Origin of the sequence: Streptosporangium subroseum (genome assembly GCF_900188345.1) — a bacterium.
In the GTDB taxonomy this organism is placed as follows: Bacteria; Actinomycetota; Actinomycetes; order Streptosporangiales; family Streptosporangiaceae; genus Streptosporangium; species Streptosporangium subroseum.
In genome coordinates this window covers 135,641-161,570 of the sequence record NZ_FZOD01000007.1, presented here as the reverse complement: position 1 = coordinate 161,570, position 25,930 = coordinate 135,641, and the positions used below count along the sequence as shown (strand labels likewise).

Genomic DNA, 25,930 nt, shown 5'->3' with positions numbered 1-25,930 from the left:
CGTGATCGACAACATTCGATCACGGAAGGCGCGGCCGCCTCATGCGCTGGCTTGCACATCTCACCGCCGCCTCGGTGGCGTTCTCCATAGTCGCCGTACCGGCGCTCCCCTCCGCCGGCGAGACCGCACCGAAGGCGCCCGGCGCGTTCGACCGGGTCACCCTGATCACCGGCGACGTGGTGACGGTCCAGCGACTCCCCGGCGGGAAGCGGACCGCCACCGTCCAGCCGGGCAAGGGCCGGGAGGGCACCAGGTTCTACTCCCAGGAGGTCGACGGCGAGCTGCGGATCACGCCCGCCGACATGGTTCCCTACGTGGCCCGGAACCTGGTCGACAAGCGCCTGTTCGAGGTGGGAGACCTGATCGAGCAGGGCTATGACGACGCCGGCAGCGCGACCCTGCCGCTCATGCTCGTCTACGACGGAGCCGCACGGGTCACGAGGACCCCCTCCCTGCCGGGCGTTCAGCCGGGCAAGACGCTGGAGAGCGTCAACGCGCAGGCGGTGACCGTCGGCAAGGACAGGCTGGCCGAGCTCTGGCAGGCCGTGGAGTCGCCGGTCGACGCGGCCGGGAGAGGTGCGGCCCAGCCGAGCCTGGCCCGGGGGCTCAAGAAGATCTGGCTCGACGGGAAGGTCCGGGCCTCCCTGGAGCACAGCGTCCCGCAGATCGGGGCGCCGGAGGCGTGGAACGCGGGCTTCGACGGGAAGGGCATCAAGGTCGCCGTCCTCGACACCGGTGTCGACGAGGGTCACCCCGATCTCGCCGGGACGATAGCGGAGACCCGCAACTTCACCGAGGATCCCTCGGCGAAGGACGGCTTCGGACACGGCACCCACGTCGCCTCGATCATCGCCGGTCTCGGCACCGCCTCCGGGGGCAGGCGCAAGGGCGTCGCCCCCGGCGCGCAGCTGCTGGTCGGCAAGGTGCTGGACAACACGGGATCCGGTTTCGAATCCGGGATCCTCGAGGGCATGGAATGGGCCGCGACCTCCGGCGCCGCCGTGGTCAACATGAGCCTCGGGGGTGGCCCGACAGACGGGACCGACCCGCTCAGCGTCGCCGTGGACACCCTGACCGAGCGGACCGGCACCCTGTTCGTCGTCGCCGCGGGTAACGACGGCGGGGAGTACACGGTCGGCTCTCCCGGCGCCGCCGCGTCCGCCCTGACCGTCGGCGCCGTCGACTCCAAAGACGTCCTGGCCGACTTCTCCAGCCGCGGACCCCGCCTCGACGGGGCACTCAAGCCGGACATCACCGCCCCCGGCGTGGACATCGTGGCCGCCCGGGCCGACGGGACCGCGCTGGGACCCGTGGTCGACGACAAGTACGCCTCCCTGTCCGGGACGTCGATGGCGACGCCGCACGTGGCCGGTGCCGCCGCCATCCTCAAGCAGGAGCACCCGGACTGGAAGGCCCGGCAGATCAAGGACGCCCTGGTCGCCACGGCCAAGACGGCCGCCGGTCAGACGGTCTACCAGCAGGGCGGCGGCCGGGTGGACGTGGCCCGTGCCGTGCGGCAGGGCGTGACGGCCACCGGCGCGCTCGACCTGGGATATCACGAGTCCGGTGAGGAGAGCCCACTGGACGGGACCGTCGACTACACCAACGGCACCCAGGCGCCGGTCACGCTGACGCTCACCGCCGGCCTGACCGACGTCGACGGCGGCGCCCAGGTGGACGGGGCGGTCAGTCTCGGTTCGCCCACGGTCACCGTGCAGGCGGGCGCGACGGTCACGGTGCCGGTGCACGTCGACGCCGCCAAGGTGGCGAACGGACGGTACGGAGGGTACGTCAACGCGGTGTCCGCGGACGGCGCGGTCACGCTGCACACGACGCTGGCCCTGCTGAATCGAGGCCGCCTCCACGCGGTGCACTTCACCGCCGTGGACGCCGCCGGCAAGCCGGCCCGGGTGCCCTACATCTCCATGTTCGGCTCATCGTCGTTCAACGACGCCACCGCCTACATTCTCGACGAGGACCGCGGAGTCACCCTCAACATGGCGGAGGGCACCTACATGACGCAGGCCATCATGGACGAGATCCGCAGCGCGCACCCGATGAACTACCTGATCGCGATGCCCGAGCTCCGGGTGACCGGCGACATGGAGGTGGTGCTGGACGCCCGCACGGCGAACCCGATCACCATCAAGACGCCGAAGCCGGCCGTGCAGGACGGCGTCTTCACTTACTTCACCTACCGCACGATGGGAACCCGCACGATCGGTCAGGGTTCCATGAACTACCCGTCCATCGAGCATCTGGCCGTGACCCCCACCAAGCCCGTCAAGGAGGGCACCTTCGAGTTCTCCTCGCGCTGGCAGCTCGCCGCTCCGAAGCTGTCCGCCCATCTGGACGGCTCCTCCGAGTCGCTGACGATGAACCTGCTCCACAGCTCCCCGGAAATGAACGGGAGGTATCACTGGCCGCTCGTCGACGGCGGCACCGGATCGGCTGAGGAACTGTCCCGCCTGAGGCTGCGCGGCAAGGCGGTCGTCGTGTCGCCCCCCGACATTGGGTACTGGGAAGATCTGGCCGAGGCCGCGGGCGCGGCCGGCGCCGCCGCGGTTGTCATCGTGGGGGCGAAGGACGAGCCCGTGTGGCAGGCGTGGTCCCCGGACGGGGAGCGCTACCCGCTGCCGGCCATGGCGATCGCCAACGACAACGCGCAGAGGCTGCTGGCCAAGGTCCGGAGCGGCAGGGCCGGACTGGACCTGACCGGGACCATGGCCAGCCCCTACCACTACGACATCATGCAGGTGTCCAGCGGCCGGATTCCCGAGCACGTCGTTCACAAGGTGACCGACGGCAACACCGCGCGCGTCGACACGAGCTACCAGCAGTCCGGCGGGTTCGGCTGGGCCAAGGAGCAGCGGTTCGGCTGGCGTCCCTGGCAGGAGTACGGTCTGGGCAACCAGATGGAGCTGCAGCGGATCGTCCGCACCCCGCTGGAGCGGGCCGAGTACGTCAGCTCGGGCGACACCCAGTGGCAGCACGTCGTGCAGCACCTGTTCACGTGGGACTCCTTCTCCTCTCTCCGCGGCGGGCTGACCGATCTGCCGCAGAGCTACAGGGCTGGCCAGACGGTACGGGAGCGGTGGTTCGGTCCCGTGGTACGGCCGGCGATCCCGGACGGAGTGCCCGCCTTCGTCCCCCGGAGGACCGGGGACGCGCTGACGATCCAGGTGCCGGAGTTCGTCGACTCCTCCGGGCACTACGGCTACGCCGGGGGAAGTGACGAGGCGGACACGACGTCCGCCAGGTTCTACCGGAACGGTCAGCTGGTCGAGGAACGGGCGAACGCCCGCGGGGTCTTCCCCGCCGTGCCCGAGAGCGCCGAATACCGCCTGGAACTGTCGACGAAACGATCGTCGGAGGAGTGGACGCACGCTACCGCCACCGAGACGGCGTGGACCTTCAGATCGGCCCGTCCCAGGACGCAGGCGGGGGAGGAGCTGCCCCTCCTGCAGATCGACTACGACGTGCCCGCCGACCTGAACGGTCAGATCCGTCGCGGCCTTCCGGTGAAACTCGGATTCGCCGTACGGCGCCCGGGGCCCGGTCTCGTCGTGAAGGACCTCACCGCCGAGCTGTCCTACGACGACGGCAGGAACTGGACGCGTCTCAGCGTCCTGCCGGCCGGCAAGGGCCGCTACACGGCTCTGGTCGCGCACTCACCGGGCGGGGCAGGCGGGCAGGTGTCACTGCGCGTCACGGCCAGGGACAACGCCGGCGGTCAGGTCAGGCAGACCGTCATTCGCGCCTACGGCGTGAAATAGCACGTCGCGAAAGGCCGGTATGAGCCCGTACCGGCCTTTCGCACGTTCCATGTTCACAACCTCACCGCCGAATTATGTGCATGTTTCAGATCTCGTTAAATAGATCTATTTAAGCCTGACATATCGGAGTAAGATCCTGTCGATCAAGCTGTCCGTGGCGTTGTCAACGCCCCTCCCGCAGGAGGCACAGGATGAGGCAAGCTCGCACGTTGACGGCGCTGACGGCATTACTGTCGGTTCTGACGCTGGTGGCCGCCGGCTGCGGAAGCGAAACGCAGGGAAAACCCACAGAATCCGCAGAATCCGCAGACAGCGTCACGTACATCACCGCTTTTGGTGCGGCCGGGCGAGATGCCTTTGCATGGATCGCCGAGGAAAAGGGCTATTTCCGTGAGGCCCGTCTCAATGTGCGGATCGAATTGGGCAAGGCGGCCGGCGAGAACCTCAAGGCCATGGCCTCCGGGCAGGTGCAGTTCGCGAGTCTGGACCTCACCGGCGCGATGATCTCGGCGGGTGCCGCGGGGGGCAAGGGCTACAAGGACTTCCGCGCCATCCTCGCCATCCACCAGCAGACCCTGGTCTCCATCATGAGCATGGAGGGGACCGGGATCACCACGCCCAAGGACCTCGCGGGCAAGAAGATCGCCGCGGCCGCCAACTCGGTGAACCAGCTGCTCTTTCCCGGATATGCCCGGCTCGCGGGCATCGAGGCCGCCGGGGTCAGCTGGGTCGCCGTGCAACCGGTCCAGCTGGGAAGCACCCTGGCCGGCGGCAAGGTCGACGCGTTGAGCACGTTCCTCATCGGCCGGCCCACCATCGAGAAGGCCACGATGCAGGCGAAGCAGAAAAAGCTGGTCGTGTTCCCCTACAGCGAATACCTGCCCGACCTGTTCGGCAACGCGGTGCTCACCACGACCGAACTCACCAAAAAAAACCCGGACCTGGTCAAGCGGTTCCGCGAGGCGATGCGCAAGGCCCTGGTCTACACCGTCGAGCACCCTGACGAGGCCGCCGCACTGCTGCACCAGAAGCAGCCGGAGACCGCCGCCGACGCCGCGAGCCAGGAGATCAAACTGATGACGCCGTCCGTGACGGCGGAGGGCACGGGTGCGTCGATCGGCCTGATCAGCAAGACCCGCATGCTCGGCGCCATCGAAAGCCTGCGGAGCGCCGGGCTCATCGAATCGGCCATGACCCCCGAGGACGTCGTCGACTTCGACGCCATGCCGGGCAGCTGACTTCCGGTCTCCCCCCGAAACCCTGGACCAGAGGAGCGCTCGTTGGCCGCGTCAACCGATCCCGAGGCGCCGTCGTACGCCTTCGACAACAACGACCCGGAAGCCGCGCACCGGCACGACTACCTCGCGACGATGCTCGACGGGCCGACCGAGTCACGGCTCGCCGAACTCGGCGACCTGACCGGGCGGCGGTGCCTGGAGCTCGGCGCCGGGGCCGGCAGCATCGCCCGCTGGCTGGCCGACAGGGCCGGACCGACGGGCAGGGTGCTGGCGACCGACGTCAACACCCGCTACCTGCCGCTCGACGCCGGGTTCGACGTGCTGCGCCACGACATCGTCTCGGAGCCCGTCCCCGAGGGACCGTGGGACGTGATCCACGCGCGGCTGCTGCTCGTGCACCTCCCCGAGCGCCACGAGGTCCTGCGCCGCCTCGCCGCCGCCCTCGCCCCCGGCGGGGCACTGCTCGTCGAGGACTTCGAGACCACGTTCCGCAAGGGTCTCCTCGCGGCTCCCACACCGGAGGCCGAGGCGCTGATCGACGCCTACCAGGAGAGCGTCGTCAGGTCGGCCTTCCCCGCCCACGGCATGGATCCCACCTGGGCCGGGCGGATACACGCCGCGATGCTCGCCGAGGGACTGGTCGACGTCGACACCATCGTGCACGCGCGGTCATGGCAGGGCGGCACGGCGGGGGCGCTGCTGATCGCGGCGAACATCGCCCAGGCACGTGACGCCTTCCTCAACGCCGGAATGAGCGCGGCCCAGCTGGACGAGCTCGACCGTCTGACCAGGGATCCGCGGCTGGTGGTCCGCAACCCGCTCACCTACTCCACCGTCGGCCGCAGGCCGGGCGGCTGACGGTGGCGAGCGGCACCGGGGTCCGGCCGGCGCGGACCTACCTGCCGGCGGTGCTGCCCGTCCTCGCCGGGGCGACGGTGGTGGCGGTGTGGTGGCTGTCCACCGTCGTGTTCGGCATCAAGCCGTTCATCCTGCCCGCGCCCCCGGACATCGTCCGCTCGTTCAGGGACATGCCCGGCTACCTGATGAGCCAGGCATGGGCGACGCTGGTCGAGACGGTCGCCGGATTCGCCCTCGCCATGGTGATCGGGCTGCTGTCCGCGATCCTGCTGACGGCCTCGCGGACCGTCGAACGCGCGGTCCTCCCGCTGCTGGTCGCCGCGAACGCCGTCCCGAAGGTCGCGGTGGCGCCACTACTGGTGGTCTGGCTGGGCTTCGGCTCGGTGCCGAAGATCAGCATGGTCGTCCTGATCTCCCTTTTCCCGATCGTCGTGGCCACCATGTCGGGGCTCACCTCGACCCCCGTGGAGCTCACCGAGCTGGCGAGATCGCTGTCCGCGTCCCGTAGCCAGACCTTCGTGAAGCTGCGCATCCCCTGGGCGCTGCCCCAGATCTTCGTCGGGCTCAAGGTCGCCGTCACGCTCGCCGTCGTCGGCGCCGTCGTCGGGGAGTTCGCCGGCGGCGACCAGGGACTCGGCTACGTCATCGTCGCGTCCGGCGCGTCCGCGGACACGTCGCTGGCGTTCGCCGCGATGACGCTGCTGAGCGCGATGAGCGTGATCCTCTTCTACCTCGTGGTCGCCGTCGAACGGCTTCTCCTGCCGTGGGCCCGGGAGATCACCGGCTGAGATCACCGGCCGCGGGCGGAACGCCCCCGCGGCTCCGGCGGGATCGGATAAGGCACGGTCAGGTGGCCCGAAGCCGATGGACGCCCCCCGCGATCGGGGCGAAATCACCGGGCGTATGCTGCGGCGGTGCGGCCGGACCATCGGTATCGCCCCGCTCGCTGCGGCTCTCTCCATCGGCCGGGCCGTCGGGGGGCACCGCCGTCCGACGGTGAGGGGGACCGCTCGTAGCCCGTGGCTGCCCGCGATTCCGCCGGCCTCGCCCGTGCCGTCGCGCTGTTTCAGCGGATTTGTATCGCCATCATTGTGTCGTGACCGGAGGAATCCATGTACAAGCACATTCTCACTGCGATTGACAGTTCTCCTCGGGGGGACCGGGTGCTCGACGCCGTGGAGTATCTGGCCGGGGTCACCGGTGCGGACGTCCAGGTCCTGCACGCGGAGGAGAGGGAGATCTTCGCCGACCAGGTGGTCGACCTGGAGACCGATGAGGAGGCCCGCGCCATCGTGGACCGGGCGGTCGCTCGGTTGCGCGGAGCGGGAATCACCGCCGAGGGCGAGGTTGTCCACATCCTGCGCGAGGGCGTGCCCGACAACATCCTGGCGCGGGCCCGTGAGCTGGGCAGCGACCTCATCGTGCTCGGTCCCCGCCACCACGGCAGGCTCGGCGCCCTGCTCGGCGCCAGCGTCAGCCACGAGGTCAGCCTTCAGGCCTCCGTCTCGCTGCTGCTGGTCGTATGAGAGCGGCGGCGACCTCGCCGCACTGACCGCCGGGGGGCGTGACGGGAGGTCGGGGCACCGGACCCGGGGCGTGACGGGAGGTCGGGGCGCCGGACCTGGGGGGTGTGATGGGAGGCCGGGGCGCCGGACCCGTGGGCGTGACCGTAGGCTCGATGATCGGCGTGCTCCCCGGCGCGTCGAGGACCCCGCAGGAACGGTCTCCGAGGAACCGGCCGGCAGCGCCACCGGCTTCGACGGGATCGGCCTGGACAAGCTGACCGGCCGGCCGCCGGCCCCGGTGGAGGAATCATGATCTCGGTGTTCGGCAGCGCCAACATGGACCTGGTGGCCTACGTCGAGGCCGCGCCCGCGCTCGGTGAGACCGTGACGGGACGCGAGTTTCGCACGATCCCCGGAGGCAAGGGCGCCAACCAGGCCATCGCCGCCGCGCGGGCGGGCGCCGAGGTGGCCTTCCTCGGCGCGGTGGGGGACGACGCCTTCGGGTCCGAGCTGCGGCGGACGCTCGCCGAGGCCGGAGTCGACGTGACGAACCTGCGGACGGTTCCCGGCCCGTCCGGCATCGCCCAGATCGTGGTGGACGACGGGGGCGGCAACTCGATCATCGTGGTCCCCGGAGCCAACGGGGCCGTGACCGCCCCCTCCGAGGCCGAGATCGAGGTCATCTCCCGGTCGGACGTGCTCCTGCTCCAGCTGGAGCTTCCCATCGAGGCCGTCACCGCCGCCGCCAGGGCCGCCCGGAGAGCCGGGACCACCGTGGTCCTCACCCCCGCACCCGTCCAGCCGCTCCCCGCCGAGCTGCTGGAGGCCGTGGACATTCTGGTGGCCAATGAGCACGAGGCCGCCGAGATCACCGGTCAGGCGGACCACGCGCGTGCCCTGCAGGAGCTGAGGGGCAGGGTCGGCTGGGTCATCATCACCCTGGGGTCGCGCGGTGCGCTCACGGCCGCGGGTGACGGCCCGGCCGTGCAGGTGGAGGCGCCCAAGGTGCCCGCGGTGGACACCACGGCCGCGGGCGACACCTTCGTGGGCGCTCTCGCCGCCGCCCGCGTCGAGCGGCAGTCCCCGGATCTGGCCGTACGCTTCGCCACCGCGGCGGCGGGCCTGTCCGTCCAGCGGGCGGGCGCCAGCACCTCCATGCCCACCCGCGCCGAGATCGACCGGAGCCTCGTCGACTCCGACGCCTGATGCCCGCGACGCGGCCCGCCGATCGCCATGCGGGAGCCAGGGGATCCGGGCCGCGTGCCACTACCGCGAGCGGGGCTTCGCGCACCGTGGCGCCGTCGCCCTCATGAGCGCACCCGGGCAGCGCGACAAGAAGGGACCGATCACCTGGGGCAGCCGCTGCGAACGGCCGATCCAGGGCGGGTAAAGAGACGTCAAAGCCATGCTCTAGCGTGATCGCCATGAAGGCGGCTCGGTATCTGTGCTGGCTGGCCTGGGCGCAGAAGGGCCGGGTCGCGCTGGGCGCGATGCTGGGAACCCTCTGGATGGTGGGCCTGACGCTCCCGCCGTACCTGCTGTCCAGGGCGATCGACGACAACCTGGCGCCCGGCTGGGTGCTGGCGCTGCTCGGCGCGGGCCTGGTCAACGCCTGGCTGGCGATGTTGCGGCACCGCACGATGACCAAGATCCGGATGGACGCCAACTTCCGCACCGTGCGCGCCCTGGTCGAGCAGATCAACAAGCTGGGCGCCGACCTGCCCAAGCGCGCTTCGACGGGCGACGTGGTGACGATCGGCATCGGCGACGTCGTCACCATCGCCGCCTCGCTGACGGTGACCGGCCCCGGCGTGGGCGCGGTGATCAGCTACGGCGTGGTGGCGGCGCTGCTGCTGCAGGTCTCCGTGGTGCTGGCCGTGGTGGTGCTGCTGGGCGTGCCGCTGCTGGCGATCCTGCTCGGCCCGCTGCTCGGGCGGCTGATGAAGGTGCAGAACGGCTACCGCGAGAACCAGGGCAGGCTGACCACCCGCCTGGTCGACCTGATCGAGGGGCTGCGGGTGCTCAACGCCTTCGGCGGCAAGGGCACCTACGCCGAGCGGTACCGCGCCGACTCGGCGAGCCTGCGCGAGCAGGGCTACCGGGTGGCGTCGCTGACGAGCTGGATCGGCGCGCTGGGCGCCGGATTGCCCGCCCTGTTCCTGGCCGCCGTCACCTGGCTGGGAGCCCGGCTGGCCGCCGAGGGGACGATCACGGTGGGCGAGCTGGTCGGGGTGTACGGGTACATCGTCGTGCTGGTGGTGCCGGTCTCCTCCTTCATCGAGGGCAGCCTCCAGATCAGCCACGGCCTGGTCGCCGCCCGTCAGGTCACCCGCTTCCTCGCGCTGCGCGCCGAGGAGCGGCCCCGGCCCGCCGGGCCGGAGGTCACGCCGGGGAGCCTGGTGGGGCTGGTCGGCGCCCGGCCCGAGGAGAGCGTGGCGCTGCTCGAGGGGCTGGGCGGGTTCGACGGCACCTCCCTGATCGCCGACCACGACGCCGCCCTGTTCGCGGGCACGCTGCGCGAGGTCCTCCAGGGCCGGGGCGAGGCGGACGACGAGGCCGTCCACCGGGCGGTGCACGTCGCCGCGGCGCAGGACGTGGTCGCAGGGCTGCGCCACGGGCTCGACTCGATGATCGAACCCGGCGGCAGCAACCTGTCGGGCGGCCAGCGTCAGCGCGTGCGCCTGGCCCGGGCGCTGCTGGCCGAGCCCGAGGCGCTGCTGGCCGTTGAGCCCACCTCCGCGCTGGACGCGCACACCGAGTCCCTCCTCGCGGGGCGGCTCCGTACGGCACGCGCCGGCCGTACGACGGTCGTGGCCACCACCTCGCCGCTGCTGCTCGCCCAGGCCGACCAGGTGCTGTTCATCGAGGACGGACGGGTGGCCGCCTCCGGCACCCACCGCGAGCTGATGGAGTCCACCCCCGCCTACCGATCGGTGCTCGCATGAACCGCGACCTGCCCGTCGCCGACCGCCGGCAGGTACGGCGGGCCGCCCTGCGCCTGGTCAGGCGCGACGTGCCGGGTTTCACCGCGACGCTGCTGCTCAACAGCCTCGCGGCGGCAGCGGCGCTGGTCAGCCCATGGCTGCTGGGCCGCATCGTCGACTCCATCGGCGCCGGAGGCACGGTCGACCTGCTCGCCGCGATCGCCGTGGGCGCGGCGCTGGCCCAGCTGGTCCTGTCCAGGTACGCCGAGAAGATCGGCACCCGCTTCAGCGAGCGTGTCCAGGAACACATCCGCGCCGAACTCCTGGACCGCGTGCTGGCCCTGCCCGCCGCCACGGTCGAGCACATCCGCACCGGCGACCTGACCGCCCGCGGAACCACCGACGTGGCCCTCGTCGGCCGCACCCTGCGCGACGCCGCCCCCGCGATCCTCGTCTCGAGCCTGCAGGTGCTCTTTCTGATCGTCGCCGTCTTCCTGGTCGATCCGGTCCTGGGCGCCTGCGGCCTGCTCGCGATGGCCGGCATCGTGGCCGCCTCCCGCTGGTACCTTCGCCGAGCCCGCCCCGCCTACCTGGAGGAAGGCGCCGCCCGCTCGGAGCTGGCCGAGCACCTGGCCGCCAACGCCGCGGGCGCCCGCACCATCGAGGCCCTGGGCCTGCAGGCCAAGCGCACGCGGGCGGCGGAACGGGTGATCGAACGCAGCCGGGCCGCCCAGCTGCGGACCCTCTTCCTGCGCAGCGTGCTCTGGCCCTCGGTGGAGGTCTCCTCGCTCCTGCCGCCCGTGCTGGTACTGCTGCTCGGCGGGGTGCTCCTGGACCGCGGCCAGGTCACGCTGGGCGCGGTCGTCACCTGCGTGCTCTACCTGCGCCAGCTCGGCCAGCCGATCGAGACGGTCCTGATCTGGCTGGAGCAGTTGCAGAGCAGCGGCGCCTCGTTCGCCAGGATCGAGGGCCTCGCGACACCGGCGCGGGAGGAGGTCGCCGCCGCGGCGCCGCAGGGCGACCGCATCGAGGCGTGCGGCGTGCACTTCGCCTACGAAGGCGGCGACGACGTGGTGACCGGCGTCGATCTGACCGTACGGCCCGGCGAGCGCCTGGCCGTCGTCGGCCCCTCGGGAGCCGGCAAGTCCACCCTGGGCAAGCTGCTGGCCGGCATCGACCGCCCCCGCCTGGGCACGGTCACCGTCGGCTCGGTGCCCGTCGCCGACCTCGCCCCCGCCCAACTCCGCGAGCACGTCGTCCTGGTCACCCAGGAACAGCATCTGTTCCTGGGCACCGTCCGCGACAACCTGCTGCTGGCAGATCCGACGGCCGGCGACGACCGCCTGGGCAAGGCGCTGGCGGCGGTCGGCGCCGACTGGGTCGCCTCGCTCGACGACGAGCTGGGGTCCCAGTCGTCCGGCGTCACCCTCGGCCAGGACCGGGTCCAGCAGCTCGCCCTGGCCAGGGTCATCCTGGCCGACCCGCACACCGTCATCCTCGACGAGGCCACCGCCATGCTCGACCCCCGTACGGCCAGGCGCGCCGAACGCTCGCTCGCCGCCGTCCTAGAGGGGCGGACCGTCATCGCGATCGCCCACCGCCTGCACACGGCCCGCGACGCCGACCGGGTGGTGGTCATGGACGACGGCCGGGTGGTGGAGGTCGGAGCCCACGACGAGCTGGTCGCGGCGGGCGGGGTGTACGAGGCGCTGTGGAACTCGTGGCACGGCTCGCGGAGCGTCGGCGCCGAACACGATTCTCCGCCGCACTGACCGGTCCGTGGGATCTGTGCTCACGGACAGTAGATTCGGGCCCATGTCACACCGAGCCTGAATAGTTGCCATAAAGATTATTAAATGTCAGAAGTGGTCAACGTTTTTCTCCGGCGGTACCACTTGTTTGCCCTTCTGGAACTGCGTCAACGCGCTATGACCGAGCCCTCGGGGTACCCTCCTGATCGCTACCATTTCCGTAGCGGTACGGTGGATCCGATATTTTCGGAATCGGGAACAGCATGGGAAATCGATTGCTTTCTTGCAAGAGTAGATGGGCACCACGTAACCTCTCCAGCGGTCGCGTCGGGACTTTATCCGTCGCGGCGATGGTCGGCGTCCTTCTGATGCCGTCGAACCAGGCGTCGGCGGACGCCGTAATCTGGAAAGCGGAAGTCGCCCACCCCTATTCGCAGAACAACCGCATTTCCAAAGCCGGGGATGACTGCGAATGCCGGAGACCTTCCTGCAAGTGTCGTAGGCATCCCTGTGGTTGTCGCGGGCGTTCCTGCGAGTGCCACAGACCTTCCTGCCGTCGTGGCCCGCAGGGTCCGGCCGGCAGAGACGGTCTCCGGGGTCCGGTGGGACCTGCTGGGCCTGCTGGAGGACGCGGAATGCCCGGGCCAGTCGGAATGCCCGGGCTGCCCGGAATACCTGGGCCGCCGGGAGAGCCCGGGCCTGTCGGAGTGCCTGGGCTGCCCGGAATACCTGGGCCGCCGGGAGAGCCCGGGCCAGTCGGAATGCCTGGACCTGCTGGAATACCGGGACCCCCTGGAATACCGGGACCCCCTGGAATACCGGGACCCCCTGGAATACCGGGACCTGCCGGAGAGCCCGGACCTGCCGGAGAGCCCGGGCCCGTTGGGGTGCCCGAAGCCGCCGGTTCGCAAGAATTTCAGGACGTCGCCGTGCCGCAGAGAGCCCCGGACCTGACCGGTCCACAGGGACTCCAGGACGTCACCGACCGGCGAAGCCAGTTCTACGGCGTCACCGGCCGGCAGAGCCTGAATGGCCTGAACGGCCTGAACGGCCTGAACGGCCTGAATGGCCTGAATGGCCTGAACGGTTTGAATGGTCTGAACGGCTCGAATGGGACTCTGGGCCTGTTGGGTCTGACCGGACTCCAAGGTCTGACGGGTTCGCAGGGAATCGATGGTCTGGTCGGTCCCCTTCTCAAAGAAATACTGGGTCCGCAAGGGCTTCAAGGTCTGACGGGCCTTCGAGGACTCGATGGCCCGATCGGTCCGCAAGGAATTCAGGGAATATTCGGTTCACAAGCGCCCCAGTCGTGTCATCTTCATGAAGGGCAGACCTGCCCCTCAATAGACGCGGATTTCATGTCGCAATGGCTGAAGACAAGAACTGATACGACAATTCAGACTAAACGCGAGTCCACGGAGTTCACTCGGTGGCACCGTTATATAGATCCGGAAATCAGGAAAAAATTCGACTGATGTAGCGGCCGCCACCGCGAGCGGGCCGGTTGGGACGTCAGGGCTCGGCCGGCTCGTCGGGGGCGGGGGCGGTGTAGGCGGCCGTGGTCCGATCCGCTGCGGCTCGCGCGGACGCTCCGTCCTCGCCGCCCGCGATGCTCGCGTCGCACCACTCCCGGCTGCTGAGCGTCATGAACTGCCTGCCCTGGTCGGACGCCGACCACGCCGCGGACTCCTGCGGGTTCATGTCCTGTCCGGACGACAGGTGGATGGCCAGACCCAGGAATCCCATGTCCCAGCCGACGCCGACCGCGCCGGGGCCGAACTCGGCCCATCGCTCGTCGTCGACGTGAGCGGTGTGCTCAAGCTCGAACCGCGTCCCGCCGTCGGGTTCGGCCGTCAGCCGGACCTCGACCCAGCTGACCTCCTCGCCGTACTCCCAGGTGGCGGCATAGCCCTTCGGCGGATCGCAGCGTTCGATCCTTCCGCCCGCGTTGCCCTCGAACTGGTAGCGACCATGGAGGCGCAGGTCGCCCGAGACGGGCAGGAACCACCGGGAAATGCGCTCGGGATCGGTGCAGGCGTCCCAGAGGTCGTCGAGGGTGGCGTCGTACGCCTGGCTGATGGTCACGACGCGCGCCTCACCCGCTTCGAGCACGCGCTTGCCGACCTGCCGCCGTACGGCGTTGATCTGCTGGGTAACGTCGATCATGGGATTCTCCTCACCTGTCCCGGATGGGCGCGCATGTCGCGCCGAAGATCGTCTCGCCGTCGACGAGCGGTTCGAGGGCGGCACTGCGCATCGGGTCGCCGAGGAGGTCGGAAGCATGCATGGCGTAAAAGTATTAAACATCACTTATATAAGTCAAGTGCTATAGCCTTGGGCGGGCGAGCGGCGGGGGGTTGAAGCCGCCGAACTCCCGTTCCAGGAGCTCGGCGAACCGGATCGGGGTGCGGTCCTCGAACATCGGGCCGATCAGCTGCGCGCCGATCGGCAGGCCGTCCGCGGATCGCCCGATCGGGGCCACGGTCGCCGGAAGGCCCGGCACCGACGCGATTCCCGCCCATACGAGCTGGTCGGCGTAGTCGTGGTCCGTCCCGTCGATCGTGATCCGGCGGGCCCAGCGGTCCGGGCTCCGGTCGTGCGGGAACGCCGGGGTCGGCATGGCCGGGCACAGCACGATGTCGAACTCGGCGAACAGCTCTCGCCAGCCCTGGCGGTTCCGTACACGCGCGCTGTCCGCCGCGATCCAGCCGCGGTGGCTGAGCACCGAACCGCGGGTACGCTCAGCGGCCAGGCTCCGGTCACCGGCGTCGAGCCGCCCGGCGTCGAGCCGGAGGTGCTCGTAGACCTCCTGCGGATAGCCGGCCCCCCAGGACGCGAGCAGCAGGCGCATGTAGAGCCGGGCCGCCTCGACCTGGTCGGGCAGCGACTCGCTCTCGCGGGCCACCTTCGCGCCGGCTGCGGAGAGCCGGTCGGCGAGGTCGCCGATCGCGGCGCGCACGCTCGACGCCGTCGGGATCAGCGGATGGGTGTCCACGACGAGCACGCGGAAGGCCGCCAGGTCGTCGTGCCGGGCCGGCGGCAGGGCGAGCGCGTGGGCGATGCCGATCGCGGTCTCGTCGGGCTCGGCCAGCAGGTCGAGCATGAGTGACAGGTCGCGGGCGCCGCGCGCCATCGGCCCGATCGTCACGAGGTCGCGCTCGTAGGCCAGGGGAGGTGTCCCCGGTGGCGTGTGGCCGCGGGTCGGGAGGAGGCCCTGTGATGGTTTGTGCGCGTACACGCCGCAGTAGTGGGCGGGCGCGCGCAGGGAGCCCGCGATGTCGGAGCCGATCGACAGCGCGCCGTACCCGGCCGCGAGCGCGGCGGCCGAGCCGCCGGACGAACCCCCCGCCGTACGGCCCAGGTTCCACGGATTGCCGGTCGCGCCGTACAGGTCGTTGTACGTCTGCAGGTCGCCGAGGGCGAACGGGACGTTGGTCTTGCCCAGCACCACCGCGCCGGCCGCCTTGAGCCGGGCGACGGCGACGGCGTCCTCGGCCGCCCTCGCGTCCTTGAACGCCGGGATGCCCCAGGTCGTGGTCAGCCCGGCGACGTTGAACGACTCCTTGACCGTCATCGGGACGCCGAGCAGCGGTCGTACGTCACCCTTCGCCCGCGCGACATCGGCGGCGCGCGCGGCCGTCAGCGCCCGGTCGAAGTCCCGCACGCAGACGGCGTTGACGTCCTGGTCGAAGCGTTCGATCCGGGAGATCGCGGCTTCGGTCAGCTCGGCGGACGAGACCTCGCGGGCGGCCATCGCGGCGGTCAGCTCGGTCGCGGCCGCGTAGGTGAGGTCGGAGGTCTCCGGGGCCGCCTTCTCTTCCTGGCTACATGATTCCATAGCCAGACCGTAGCATCTGGCTATGGCCTGGCGGAGTCAGAGTAGGATCGGCGTATGGCCATGACTTTCCTGGGACCTCTCGCCGACCGGTCGAAGTGGCAGATAGGCGACAACTGCTCGATCGGCAAGGCCATGGACGTGATCGGCAGCAGGTCGGCGATACTCCTGCTCCGCGAGGCCTGCTACGGCACCACGCGCTTCGACGACTTCGTCGAACGGGTCGGGATCACCGATGCGGTGGCCGCCGCCCGACTCAAGCAGTTCGTGGCCGCCGGGATCCTCGACAGGCGGCCCTACCGCGAACCCGGCAAGCGCACCCGCCACGAGTACGTGCTCACCCGGATGGGGCGAGACCTCCTGCCCGCGGTGCTCGCCCTCATGCAATGGGGCGACACGTACCTGCAGCCCGACGGAGGGCCCCTGCGTGTCGTCGACCGTGAGAGCGGCGGCCCCGTCACGGTCCGGCCCCGCGGCGAGTCCGGCGAGGACCTCGACCTCGACGACCTCGCCATAGCCCCCAACGACGCCTGGACCCCACCCCGCCGGACGACATCCGGTTGATCCCGGGCACGGGCCGGTCCCCCCGGCCATCCCCGACCCACCGACCTCCGACTCCGTTTTCTGAACCCCCTCGCCTCGACCCCCGAGATCTCCGCTGAAGATCACTCACACGCGGAAAACGGGACTAGCCGTTGACCAGCGAGGTGGTCGACAGCGTCAGCAGGAACGCACCGGCCGCGAGCAGCGCGATCGGCCAGGATCGGCTGATGGCGGACCAGATGGTGGCGGCCAGGAAACAGACCAGGGCGAGCAGCACGATAACGTCCATCAAAATCCTCCAAGGAGCGAGACCATTCAGGCGATCACCGCCTGGGGCGAACCCCCTCTGCCCCTCCAGACCCGGAGATAACGCGAGATTCCCTTGGTTTCAGGGGATTCGACGTTTTCGACCGCCGGGCTAGGCCCCTTCCCAGAGCGCGGTGGCGATCTCGGCGCAGGCCACGTCCTGGGCGACGGTGCCGCCGCTGACGCCGACCGCGCCCACCACCCGGTGATCCTTGCCGGGTTCGCTGAGCGGAATGCCGCCGCCGAAGCACACGTATCGGTCCCCGGCGAGGCCGTACAGCTCTCCGCCGGGCACGACCAGCGGCGCGAGGTCGGCGGTGGACATGCGGTGGGCCACCGCCGTGTAGGCCTTGCCGGGAGCGAGAACCGGGCCGGCGATCTCCGCGCCGTCCATCCGCTGGAACGCGACCAGATGCCCGCCCGCGTCGACCACCGCGACCGAGATCAGGGCTCCCTCCCGCCCGGCCTGCTTCACCGCGGCCTCACACATGCGCAGCGCGAGTTCGAGATTCATCGGGCCCCCTTACACCGTTGAAAGTCTTCGCACCGGGCGGTCCGCTCCGTATTCGCCGCCGACCAGACGATGCGAAGTCTCATGTAAGAACTGACGCTTTGCGAGCCCGCGCGGAGGACCGGCGCGAGCCCGCGACCCGTCCGCTCGGAGAAAACCCGCAGGCCGGCCGGACCCCGGCGTCGAAGTCAGGGTAGACGAGGCCGGGCCGCCGAGGCCGGAGACGGCGAAGTCCGGGGTGTCGCCGAGGTCGGGAACGGTGAGATCCGGGGTGTCGCCGAGGCCGGGGACGGTGAGATCCGGGGTGCCGGGGTTCGCGGTGGGTCAAGGTTCGGGACGGCGAGGGCAAGGATGTCAAGATCCGGAGGGCCAAGGTCAAGGACCGTCGAGGCCGGAGGGGCCAAGGTCAACGGGCGATGAAATCACCATTCTCGCCGCCGTTACGTTGAGTGATATCGCAAATACCTTCGGATACGATCCCGTCATCGGCGAGATCGTCGAGGTATCGATCTGACTCAGGAGAGGCATGCACAGTCACAACCGCGCAAGTATCGGCCACCAGATCAAATACGCCCTCCGCCGTCCTCAGCGGATCCCGGGGCATGTGAGACGGCTGGGCAGGAACACGTGGCTGCGCCTGAGCACGCGTGACCACGTCGACTACTACCGGGCCGTCATGAAGTCGGACGTCTCCCGAGGTCCGGAGAGGGCCGCGGGCAGCAAGTCCCACGGACGCTGGCTCGCCCTCGGCCAGATGCAGTTCGACTACCTGCAGCGGCACGGCCTGAAGCCGGAGCACCGCATGCTGGACATCGGCTGCGGCAACCTGCGCGCCGGACGCCTGTTCATCGACTACCTGGACACCGGTAACTACTACGGCGTCGACATCTCTCCCGACCTTCTGATGGCCGCCCAGAAAACCCTCGTCGACCATGGCCTGCGCGACAAGCTTCCCCATCTCATGCCGGTCAAGGACCTGCGTTTCGCCGCCCTGCCCGATGAGATGTTCGACGTGATCCACGCCCACAGCGTCTTCTCCCATTTCCCGCTCCACGTGATCGAGGAGTGCTTCCAGCACATCGGCCGGATCATGAAGCCGGGCGGGTGGTTCGACTTCACCTTCGACCGTACGGAGGGCAAGGAGCACCAGGTCCTGCGGGAGGACTTCTACTACCGCACCGAGACCTTGATGGCGCTGGCCGACAAGCACGGTCTCCGCGGGACCTTCATGGACGACTGGGAGCGGCTCCGGCACCGGCAGTCCAAGATCCGTATCACGCTCCTCGATGCGGAGCCCGGCGCGGAGCGTGTCACGATGGTGCGTCCCCAGGACGAGCAGAACGAGCAGCGGCACACCGTGGCAGACCGGATAATGCAAGATCTCAGATAAGATCTGGCACTTTGGGTGATTCACCTGGAGGACCGATGCGGGCCCACGACCTGTCCGCAGGGGATGACGTGCTGGCCCGCGTGCACGAGGCCGCCCGGAAGGCGGTGCGGATCCATGGCCTGCCCGGTGCCGAGATCACGCTGATCAACGTGTCGGAGAACGCCACCTACAGGGTGGACGACCCGGCTACCGGTGAGCGGTTCGTCCTGCGGGTGCACCGCCTCGGCTATCACTCCACGCAGGCGATCCTCTCCGAGCTCGACTGGCTGGAGGCGCTCCGTGAGGAGGCCGGGGTCCGCACCCCCAGGGTGCTCCCGTCCCCCGGCGGCTCCCGGGTGCTCACCGTCCTCGGGGCGGAGCCCCGCGACTGCGTGATGTTCGAGTTCCTGCCGGGGACCGAGCCGTCGCAGGACCGGCTGGTGCCCGACTTCGAGCGGCTCGGCGCCATCACCGCGCGGATGCACCGGCACGCGCGAAGCTGGCGGCGCCCGGCGGGATTCACCCGTTTCCACTGGGATTACGAGGCCGCGCTGGGGGCCGAGTCGCGGTGGGGTCGCTGGCAGGACGGGGCGGGGGTGGGAGTCGAGGCGCTGGCCGTACTGGGCCGGATGGACAAGGAACTGCGCGAGCGGCTGCACTGGTTCGGCCGGGACCCCGGCCGTTACGGCCTGATCCACGCCGACCTGCGGCCGGCCAACCTGCTGGTGGCGGGAGACGAGCCGCCCAGCGTCATCGACTTCGACGACTGCGGTTTCGGCTGGTACCTCTATGACCTGGCCGCCGCGGTCAGCTTCGTCGAGCATCACCCGCAGGTCCCCGAGATGATCGCGGCATGGGTGCGGGGCTACCGGACCGTGCTGGACCTTCCGGCCGAGGACGAGGCCGAGATCTGGACATTCATCATGTTCCGTCGTCTGCTGCTGGTCGCCTGGATCGGTACCCATACAGGCGTGGAGATCGCCGCCGAACTCGGTGCCGGCTACACCGAGGGCACCTGCGAGCTGGCCGAACGCTATCTCAGCGGTCCGTCCCGCTGATCGCTCCCCGAGTCTCCGCAGATCGCTCCCCGGGTCCCGGTTCGCCGCCCTCCCGTCTCCGTGTGGCCCTCTTCCGCCCGGGTTTCTCGTCTCCTGTCCCCGTGCCGCCTTTCCCCTTCTCTCCCGCGTTCGCGTGCGGCCGTCCCCGTTCTCGCAGGCGGTGTTCACCGAGACTTCACCGATCAATACGCGGTGTCACGGGATATCCGATGAACATTCCTTCGCGGGCCGTGTGCCAGGCCGCCGGCGGATCGCTGAATTCACCGGTACGGGTCCTTCTCCGGGGTGCGTTCTCAATTCGGAGAATGGGCCTTCGGTGTTGGCCTCAATACGCTTGGTCATCGTTAATGAATTGTTTCCGGTCCGGCTCCGGCGCACTAACCGGAACCTCCGCGTCACCCGGGTTTTCCTCCCTCCGCACTCACCCCGATGATCTCGCCGGGAGTGCGGAGGGACGCCGTGCGGTTCAGGACGTCAGCGCGCGGCGGATGTCGTCGTCGTCCGGAGCCAGCTCCATCGCGCGGGTGAGGTCGGCCACCGCCTCCTCGTCGCGTCCGGTGGCGCGGAGCGCCATCGCGCGGTTGAAGAGCAACGCGGGGTCCGCGCCCGGTTCGAGAGCGTGGGTGAAGTCGGAGACGGCGCCCTCGGGGTCGCCCATCTCGAAGGCCAGCATTCCCCGGTTGGCCCAGGCCGCGGCCAGCGAGGGGGAGAGCTCCAGCGCCTGGTCGAAGGCGACCCGCGCCTTCCGGTGACGGCCCTCGGCCATCTCCACCTGACCGAGGGCGCACAGCAGGTACGGGTTGGCCGAATCCAGCGCGAGTCCGGTCTCCGCGTCCACCCTGGCCTTGCCGTACTCCCCGAATGCGACGAGCAGCCCGGCTCGGTTGGCCAGCCCGTCCACGAACTCCGGGTCCAGCTCCAGCGCGTGGTCCAGATCGCCGAGCGCGCCCCGGTGGTCTCCGGTGGAAAAGCGGATCTCGGCCCGGTTGTAGTACGGCTCGGGGAAGGGCGGGCCGACCCGCATCGCGGTCTCGTAGTCGGCGATCGCCGCGTCCAGGCGGCCCAGCCGGTGCAGCAGGTTGCCCCGGTCGATGTAGTAGTCGGGGTAGCCGGGATCGGCGGCGATCACCGCGTTCAGGTCCTCCAGCGCCTCCTCCGGGCGGCCCAGCATGATGGTGAGCTGTGCCCTGTTGGCCAGCAGCACCAGCCGGTGGATCGGGTGCTCGCCGGGTAGAAGGTCGCGTTCGGCCAGCTCGACGGCCTCCTGGACCAGCTCAAGCGCCTTCGCGGGGTGGCCCAGCCGTACTTCCACGAGCGCCCGGCCGTTGAGGTCGAAACCCAGTTTGAACGCCCGATCACGCGGGTCGGGAAGCAGCGAGGAGATGGCGATCGCCTGGTTCACCCAGGCCAGCCCGGCGTTCAGGTCGCGCTGGACCGGGTCGTGGTGGCGGACCTTCAGCATCCCGGTGGAGTAGGCGGCGGAGGCGTGCACGCTGGGGCAGATGCTCTCGCGCCTGGCCAGCTCGAACAGGGCCTCCGACTCCTCCTCGCGGTCCAGGGAGCTCAGCGCGGTCGCGGTGCTGTGCAGGAGGCGCCACCAGAGATCGTGCTCCGTGGACGGGTCGGCGAGTCGCAGCGCGCTCCGGCCCAGCTCCACCACGGCGTCGTGACAGCCGGCCTCCAGGCACCACTCCACCGCGAACCTGTAGGCCTCCAACGCTCGTTGCGGGTCGCTGCCGTGCTCGCGATGGTAGGGAATCGCCCCGAGTCGCGCGCCGATCGTTCCTTCCCGCTCCAGCTCGTCGGCGCGGGCATCGTGCTCGTCCTGTCCGAGGGGCTCGTCGGGCACGGCCTGACCACCGGTCACCACGGTCAGCAGCTTCGGGCCGATCCGGCGCTTCAGCACCGCCAGGAGCTCGAGATCGGTGGGGTCGGCCTCGTGGATGTTCTCGACGACAAGGGTCCGGGGCCCGGTTTCGGCCAGGTATTCGCGGATGAACTCGGCCAGTCCATTGGACAGGCGCAGCGTGCGGCGTGGCGCGTGGACCAGGATCCGTTCCGCGCTGGGCAGGTGCATGGCCGCCGACTGACGCCGGGCGGGGACCAGCTCATGCATGTCGGGTGCCATGGCACGCAGCTCTATGTCATACCGGGCGACCAGCTCCGGCCGAGCGATGGGCGCCAGGGCGGAGACGATCGCACCTCCCGCGGTGTACGGCCCGCGCAGGCGCCGATTCGCGTCCACGGGGGGCAGTAGCAGGGCAGGAAGAGGTGACTCTCCCGATGGGTGCGGTCCCCGACTCACCAGTCTCCTTTACACCAAACCGTCAATTTATTTGAGCAATCTCATGTTACGAGCCGGCGCCCATTGCTGGGCGCCGGTTCTACGACTTTGATCTCAGCCGACGTGCTTAGGGCTGGCGGTGCCACTGAGCGTAACGGTGCCGGGCTTGTGAACAATAACTTGCTTCATTTCAGGCCTCTCTTGTAATTAAGAACAATTTGCAAGTATTCGCAACAATTGCCCCGATTGGCAAGATCTAGCTATTATCGTGGCCGGATCCGGACAGCCCTATGGACAAATCGCCCTTTTCGTTATGGGTCACGGCCGGGGCTGCTGCTGGGTGATGCAGTGGATGCCGCCGCCGAGGGCGAAGATGTCGCGGGCGTCCACCGATTCGACGACCCGTCCGGGGAAGAGCCTGGTGAAGATCTCGGCCGCCGCGGCGTCGCGTGGATCGTCGAAGGAACAGAGCAGGGCAAGGCCGTTGGCCAGGTAGTGGTTGATGTAGGAGTAGTCGACCGGCTCCCCGCCGGCCTCCTGGGTCTCCGGGGCGATCAGCTCCACGACCTCCAGGGGACGGCCCCTCGCGTCGGTGGAGGACCGCAGGATCGCCAGGTTCTCCCGGGTGACCTCGTGGTCCGGGTGGGCCGGATCGGGCTGGACGTGGCAGAGCACCAGGCCGGGGCGGGCGAAGGAGGCGAGCAGGTCCACGTGGCCGCTCGTGCCGTACCTGCCGTAGTCGGCGGTGAGGCCGCGCGGCAGCCAGATGACCTTCTCCACGCCGATCCGTGCGCGCAGCTCGGCCTCGACCCGCTCCCTGGTCCAGCCGGGATTGCGCTTCTCCCCGAGCTGGACGGTCTCGGTGACGATGACCGTGCCCTCGCCGTCCACGTGGATGCCGCCGCCCTCGTTGACCATCTCGGAGCGGAACCTGCTCACCCCCGCCCGTTCCAGGACCGCCGCGGCGACCAGGTCGTCCTTGGCGTACGGGTGCCAGCCCCACCCGTTGAAGGTCCAGTCGACCCCCGCCAGGGCGCCCCGGCCGTCCACCAGGAAGGTCGGGCCGTTGTCCCGCATCCAGCAGTCGTCCAGCGGCTGCTCCATCAGTTCGACCCCGGGGGACAGCCATCGGGCGGCCGAGCCGCGCTCGCTCGGGTCGACCACCATGGTGACCGGCTCGTAGCGGACGATCGTGTTGGCCACGCCGGACCAGGCGCGGTAGGAGGCCTCGGGGTCGGCCAGGGCGTAACCGGCGACCGGCCAGGACATCCAGGTGCGAGTGTGGGGGTGCCACTCCGGCGGCATGAAGAACATGATGGTGATCCTTGTCGGAAGTCGGGCGGAGCGAGGGTTGTCGGAGGCGGTTCGGCCGGGCGAGTCGCCGGAAGAGGTCCGGCCGGGTGAGGCCCGCCGCCGGAGCCTCAAGGACCGGAGGCCGGGAACGGCCCGGGCGGGGAGGCGGATGAAGGGCGGTGTAGAGATCGGGGAGGCTCAGAGGAAGTACAGGCGGTTGAGCGAGATCGACTCGGCGGGAGCCGATCGGACGGGGTCGCCGTCGAGCGTGACCCGGCCGAGCGCGTCCACCTGGACGGACCCGAGCCGTGAGTTGCGCACCATGTCCGCCGGGCCGATGCCGCGGGTTCCGCGCACGCCGACACGCCGCCGGCGGGTCGTCATGTGGTCGTCGCCCGTGTCCGCGGCGGCCCCGCTGACGAAGGCCACCGACAGGTCGGCGGGGGTCGCGCCGTACGCGCCGAACTGCGGGCCCAGCACCAGAGGCTCGCAGGCGTCGGTGGAGGCGTTCGGGTCGCCGGTCACGCCGTAGGCGGGAAACCCGGCCTTCAGCACGAGCTGCGGCTTGGCGCCGAAGTGGTCCGGCCGCCACAGCACGATGTCGGCCAGCTTGCCCGGCTCCAGCGAGCCGACCTCGTGGGACAGGCCGTGCGCGATGGCGGGATTGATGGTCAGCTTGGCCAGATAGCGCAGCACCCGTTCATTGTCGTGACCCTCGGGCGCGCCCAGCTCGCCCTTCATCTTCCCGGCCATCGCGAACGTACGGCGGACCGTCTCGCCCGCCCGGCCCATGCCCTGCGCGTCGGAGGAGGTGATGCCGATGACCCCGAGGTCGTGCAGCACGCCCTCGGCGCCCATCGTGCCCGCCCGGATCCGGTCCCCGGCCAGCGCCACGTCCTCCGGCAGGCCGGGATCGAGGCCGTGCACCGAGACGATCATCCCGTGGTGCTCGGCGACGGCGTCCCGGCCGAAGGGCAGCGTCGGGTTGGTGGAGGAGCCGATGACGTTGGCCACCCCGGCCAGCCTGAGCACGTCCGGCACGTGCCCGCCGCCGCAGCCCTCGATGTGGAAGGCGTGGATCGTCCTGCCTTCGAGGACCGCGAGGGTGTCCTCCACCGACAGGCACTCGTTCAGGCCGTCGGTGTGCAGCGCGACCTGCACGTCGTGCTCCTCGGCCACCCGCAGCGCGGTGTCCAGCGCGCGGGTGTGCGCGCCCATGTCCTCGTGCACCTTGAAGCCGCTCGCGCCGCCCTCGACCAGCGCCTCGACCAGCGGCGCCGGATGGGACGACGAGCCGCGCGCCAGGAACCCGATGTTCACCGGCCAGGCGTCGAAGGCGTTGAACGCGTGCCGCAGTGCCCACGGCGAGTTCACGCCGACACCCCAGACCGGCCCGAACTCCTGGCCGATGATCGTGGTGACGCCGGAGGCCAGGGAGGCCTCCATGATGCGCGGGCTGAGCAGGTGCACGTGGGTGTCGATCGCGCCCGCCGTGGCGATGAGCCCCTCGCCGGACACGATCGTGGTGCCGGTGCCGACCACCACGTCCACGTCGTCCAGCGTGTCGGGATTTCCCGCCCGCCCGATCGCGTGGACGCGTCCCTCGCGGATCCCGATCGACGCGGTCCGCACCCCCAGGACCGGATCGAGGATCAGCACGTTACTGATCACCAGGTCGCAGGTGTCCGCGATGGAGGCGGCCTTCAGGTGCAGGCCGTCCCTGGCGGTCTTGCCGAACCCGACGAGGAACTCCTCTCCGGGCTTCTGCGAGTCGTGCTCGACCTCGACGACCAGGCCGGAGTCGCCGAGCCTGACCCGATCTCCCCGGCGCGGTCCGTAGACGCTCACCACTCACCCGCCACGCGGTCGCCGGGCTCTTCGGTCCTCGGCACGACGACGCTCGCCGCCGCAGGATCACCGGCGACCGAGGACTCAGACACCGGCTCGCTTCCCAGGTAACCGCAGGCCCGGGCCTTCTCCATGGCTCGCTCGAAGGCTCCCGGCGCGTCCAGCGGGCCGTCGACCAGGCCGGCGAACCCGATCGCCACCCGCGCCCCGCCGATCGGGACCAGCCTGGCGACGCGGCTCTCGCCCGGATCGAAGCGCAGGGTGGAACCCGCGGGGACGGCCAGGCGGCGCCCGTAGCCCGCGGCCCGGTCGAAGAGCAGCCGGGGGTTCGTCTCGAAGAAATGGAAGTGCGAGGTGACGCTGATCGGTACGGTCGCCGTGTTGAGCACCCGCACCTCGATCGCGTCCTCCTTCGCGGGGAGTAGCGCCGCCCTCTCCTCCGGGAGGGGGCGTACCGCCTCGATCACCGCGCCCGGGGCCGCGTCCCCGAGCGAGCCGCCGCCGAACGGCTCGGTGACGACCGCCAGCCGGGTGCCGTCGTCGAAGACCGCCTCGACCATCACCTCGGTGACGATGTCGGCCACCCCGGGCAGCACGTCACCGGGGCCGAGCACGCTCCGGCCCGCCGCGATCGCCTCGGCCAGCCTGGCCCCGTCCCGGGCGGCCTCGCAGACCGTGTCGGCGATCAGGGCGGTGGCCTCCGGCACGTTCAGGCGCAGTCCTCGCGCACTCCTGGCGCGCGCCAGCTCGGCCGCGGTGAACAGCAGCAGCCGGTCGCGCTCCGTAGGTGTCAGCCGCACGGCCGCTCCCTTTTTAGAATGGCTTTCAAAG

Annotated in this window: 21 protein-coding genes; 13 read left to right on the top strand and 8 right to left on the bottom strand. The window is 70.0% G+C overall.

The annotated features are described in order from the left end of the window. Positions 1 to 41: 41 nt before the first annotated feature. The 10 genes from CHC08_RS09930 to CHC08_RS09890 all read left to right on the top strand — a co-directional run bounded on the left by CHC08_RS09930 (position 42) and on the right by CHC08_RS09890 (position 13,527). Complete coding sequence (locus CHC08_RS09930; protein WP_089206910.1) at positions 42 to 3,776, top strand: S8 family peptidase; 3,735 nt, start codon at positions 42 to 44, stop codon at positions 3,774 to 3,776. 191 nt (positions 3,777 to 3,967) lie between these two features. Next, a complete protein-coding gene (locus tag CHC08_RS09925; RefSeq protein WP_089206909.1) occupies positions 3,968 to 5,014 on the top strand; it encodes an ABC transporter substrate-binding protein in 1,047 nt (348 codons plus the stop codon). A 42-nt stretch (positions 5,015 to 5,056) separates the two neighbouring features. Then, complete coding sequence (locus tag CHC08_RS09920; protein ID WP_218825218.1) at positions 5,057 to 5,872, top strand: class I SAM-dependent methyltransferase; 816 nt, start codon at positions 5,057 to 5,059, stop codon at positions 5,870 to 5,872. Between the two features lie 2 nt (positions 5,873 to 5,874). Continuing rightward, complete coding sequence (locus tag CHC08_RS09915) at positions 5,875 to 6,660, top strand: ABC transporter permease (RefSeq protein WP_089206908.1); 786 nt, start codon at positions 5,875 to 5,877, stop codon at positions 6,658 to 6,660. Positions 6,661 to 6,984: 324 nt separating this feature from the next. Further along, the gene (locus CHC08_RS09910) at positions 6,985 to 7,398 is read left to right on the top strand and encodes a universal stress protein (RefSeq protein WP_089206907.1); all 414 of its coding nucleotides are present in this window, start codon (positions 6,985 to 6,987) and stop codon (positions 7,396 to 7,398) included. Positions 7,399 to 7,686: 288 nt separating this feature from the next. Next, a complete protein-coding gene (gene rbsK / locus CHC08_RS09905) occupies positions 7,687 to 8,583 on the top strand; it encodes a ribokinase (protein WP_089206906.1) in 897 nt (298 codons plus the stop codon). 218 nt (positions 8,584 to 8,801) lie between these two features. Further along, positions 8,802 to 10,322 (top strand): ABC transporter transmembrane domain-containing protein, encoded by a 1,521-nt coding sequence (locus tag CHC08_RS09900; protein WP_218825217.1) that lies wholly within the window; start codon positions 8,802 to 8,804, stop codon positions 10,320 to 10,322. Continuing rightward, positions 10,319 to 12,073: an ABC transporter ATP-binding protein gene (locus tag CHC08_RS09895; RefSeq protein WP_089206905.1), complete on the top strand. Its 1,755-nt coding sequence runs from the start codon at positions 10,319 to 10,321 to the stop codon at positions 12,071 to 12,073. Before CHC08_RS09900 ends, CHC08_RS09895 begins: the two co-directional genes overlap by 4 nt. A gap of 537 nt (positions 12,074 to 12,610) precedes the next feature. Next, positions 12,611 to 13,006: a hypothetical protein gene (locus CHC08_RS49415; protein ID WP_179281967.1), complete on the top strand. Its 396-nt coding sequence runs from the start codon at positions 12,611 to 12,613 to the stop codon at positions 13,004 to 13,006. Continuing rightward, positions 12,982 to 13,527, top strand: coding sequence for a hypothetical protein (locus CHC08_RS09890; protein WP_179281966.1), 546 nt, complete (start codon positions 12,982 to 12,984; stop codon positions 13,525 to 13,527). The genes CHC08_RS49415 and CHC08_RS09890 overlap by 25 nt, the downstream gene beginning before the upstream one ends. Positions 13,528 to 13,564: 37 nt before the next feature. Here the strand turns inward: CHC08_RS09890 and CHC08_RS09885 are convergent, their stop codons facing one another. Both CHC08_RS09885 and CHC08_RS09880 read right to left on the bottom strand, forming a co-directional pair. After that, positions 13,565 to 14,218, bottom strand: a complete 654-nt coding sequence (locus CHC08_RS09885) for an SRPBCC family protein (RefSeq protein WP_089206903.1) — start codon at positions 14,216 to 14,218, stop codon at positions 13,565 to 13,567. 160 nt (positions 14,219 to 14,378) lie between these two features. Continuing rightward, positions 14,379 to 15,890, bottom strand: a complete 1,512-nt coding sequence (locus CHC08_RS09880) for an amidase (protein WP_089206902.1) — start codon at positions 15,888 to 15,890, stop codon at positions 14,379 to 14,381. Between the two features lie 54 nt (positions 15,891 to 15,944). Here CHC08_RS09880 and CHC08_RS09875 point away from each other — a divergent pair, with 54 nt between their 5' ends. Continuing rightward, a complete protein-coding gene (locus CHC08_RS09875; protein ID WP_089206901.1) occupies positions 15,945 to 16,451 on the top strand; it encodes a winged helix-turn-helix transcriptional regulator in 507 nt (168 codons plus the stop codon). A 124-nt stretch (positions 16,452 to 16,575) separates the two neighbouring features. Here the strand turns inward: CHC08_RS09875 and CHC08_RS49410 are convergent, their stop codons facing one another. Together CHC08_RS49410 and CHC08_RS09870 are read right to left on the bottom strand one after the other, a co-directional pair. Then, the gene (locus tag CHC08_RS49410) at positions 16,576 to 16,719 is read right to left on the bottom strand and encodes a hypothetical protein (protein WP_179281965.1); all 144 of its coding nucleotides are present in this window, start codon (positions 16,717 to 16,719) and stop codon (positions 16,576 to 16,578) included. Between the two features lie 129 nt (positions 16,720 to 16,848). Next, complete coding sequence (locus CHC08_RS09870) at positions 16,849 to 17,250, bottom strand: GlcG/HbpS family heme-binding protein (RefSeq protein ID WP_089206900.1); 402 nt, start codon at positions 17,248 to 17,250, stop codon at positions 16,849 to 16,851. Between the two features lie 523 nt (positions 17,251 to 17,773). Between CHC08_RS09870 and CHC08_RS09865 the strand changes: the two genes are divergently transcribed. Both CHC08_RS09865 and CHC08_RS09860 read left to right on the top strand, forming a co-directional pair. Continuing rightward, positions 17,774 to 18,637 (top strand): class I SAM-dependent DNA methyltransferase, encoded by an 864-nt coding sequence (locus CHC08_RS09865; protein WP_089206899.1) that lies wholly within the window; start codon positions 17,774 to 17,776, stop codon positions 18,635 to 18,637. A gap of 35 nt (positions 18,638 to 18,672) precedes the next feature. Then, positions 18,673 to 19,674: a phosphotransferase enzyme family protein gene (locus CHC08_RS09860; RefSeq protein ID WP_089206898.1), complete on the top strand. Its 1,002-nt coding sequence runs from the start codon at positions 18,673 to 18,675 to the stop codon at positions 19,672 to 19,674. A gap of 466 nt (positions 19,675 to 20,140) precedes the next feature. Here the strand turns inward: CHC08_RS09860 and CHC08_RS09855 are convergent, their stop codons facing one another. The 4 genes from CHC08_RS09855 to ureA all read right to left on the bottom strand — a co-directional run bounded on the left by CHC08_RS09855 (position 20,141) and on the right by ureA (position 25,899). Further along, positions 20,141 to 21,919, bottom strand: coding sequence for a tetratricopeptide repeat protein (locus CHC08_RS09855; protein ID WP_245878236.1), 1,779 nt, complete (start codon positions 21,917 to 21,919; stop codon positions 20,141 to 20,143). Positions 21,920 to 22,276: 357 nt separating this feature from the next. Continuing rightward, on the bottom strand, positions 22,277 to 23,272 hold the full coding sequence (locus CHC08_RS09850; protein ID WP_089206896.1) for an agmatine deiminase family protein: 996 nt from the start codon (positions 23,270 to 23,272) through the stop codon (positions 22,277 to 22,279). Positions 23,273 to 23,449: 177 nt separating this feature from the next. Beyond that, positions 23,450 to 25,099, bottom strand: a complete 1,650-nt coding sequence (locus tag CHC08_RS09845) for an urease subunit alpha (RefSeq protein WP_179281964.1) — start codon at positions 25,097 to 25,099, stop codon at positions 23,450 to 23,452. After that, positions 25,096 to 25,899: an urease subunit gamma gene (gene ureA / locus CHC08_RS09840; RefSeq protein WP_089206894.1), complete on the bottom strand. Its 804-nt coding sequence runs from the start codon at positions 25,897 to 25,899 to the stop codon at positions 25,096 to 25,098. The genes CHC08_RS09845 and ureA overlap by 4 nt, the downstream gene beginning before the upstream one ends. Positions 25,900 to 25,930: the final 31 nt, after the last annotated feature.

Coding starts and splice junctions, on each gene's coding strand:
- CHC08_RS09925 (WP_089206909.1), top strand. CDS start 3,968: ATGAGGCAAGCTCGCACGTTGACGGCGCTGACGGCATTACTGTCGGTT.
- CHC08_RS09865 (WP_089206899.1), top strand. CDS start 17,774: ATGCACAGTCACAACCGCGCAAGTATCGGCCACCAGATCAAATACGCC.
- CHC08_RS49410 (WP_179281965.1), bottom strand. CDS start 16,719: ATGGACGTTATCGTGCTGCTCGCCCTGGTCTGTTTCCTGGCCGCCACC.
- CHC08_RS09930 (WP_089206910.1), top strand. CDS start 42: ATGCGCTGGCTTGCACATCTCACCGCCGCCTCGGTGGCGTTCTCCATA.
- CHC08_RS09885 (WP_089206903.1), bottom strand. CDS start 14,218: ATGATCGACGTTACCCAGCAGATCAACGCCGTACGGCGGCAGGTCGGC.
- CHC08_RS09860 (WP_089206898.1), top strand. CDS start 18,673: ATGCGGGCCCACGACCTGTCCGCAGGGGATGACGTGCTGGCCCGCGTG.
- CHC08_RS09850 (WP_089206896.1), bottom strand. CDS start 23,272: ATGTTCTTCATGCCGCCGGAGTGGCACCCCCACACTCGCACCTGGATG.
- CHC08_RS09870 (WP_089206900.1), bottom strand. CDS start 17,250: ATGAATCTCGAACTCGCGCTGCGCATGTGTGAGGCCGCGGTGAAGCAG.
- CHC08_RS09910 (WP_089206907.1), top strand. CDS start 6,985: ATGTACAAGCACATTCTCACTGCGATTGACAGTTCTCCTCGGGGGGAC.
- CHC08_RS09900 (WP_218825217.1), top strand. CDS start 8,802: ATGAAGGCGGCTCGGTATCTGTGCTGGCTGGCCTGGGCGCAGAAGGGC.
- rbsK (WP_089206906.1), top strand. CDS start 7,687: ATGATCTCGGTGTTCGGCAGCGCCAACATGGACCTGGTGGCCTACGTC.
- CHC08_RS09895 (WP_089206905.1), top strand. CDS start 10,319: ATGAACCGCGACCTGCCCGTCGCCGACCGCCGGCAGGTACGGCGGGCC.
- CHC08_RS09880 (WP_089206902.1), bottom strand. CDS start 15,890: ATGGAATCATGTAGCCAGGAAGAGAAGGCGGCCCCGGAGACCTCCGAC.
- CHC08_RS09875 (WP_089206901.1), top strand. CDS start 15,945: ATGGCCATGACTTTCCTGGGACCTCTCGCCGACCGGTCGAAGTGGCAG.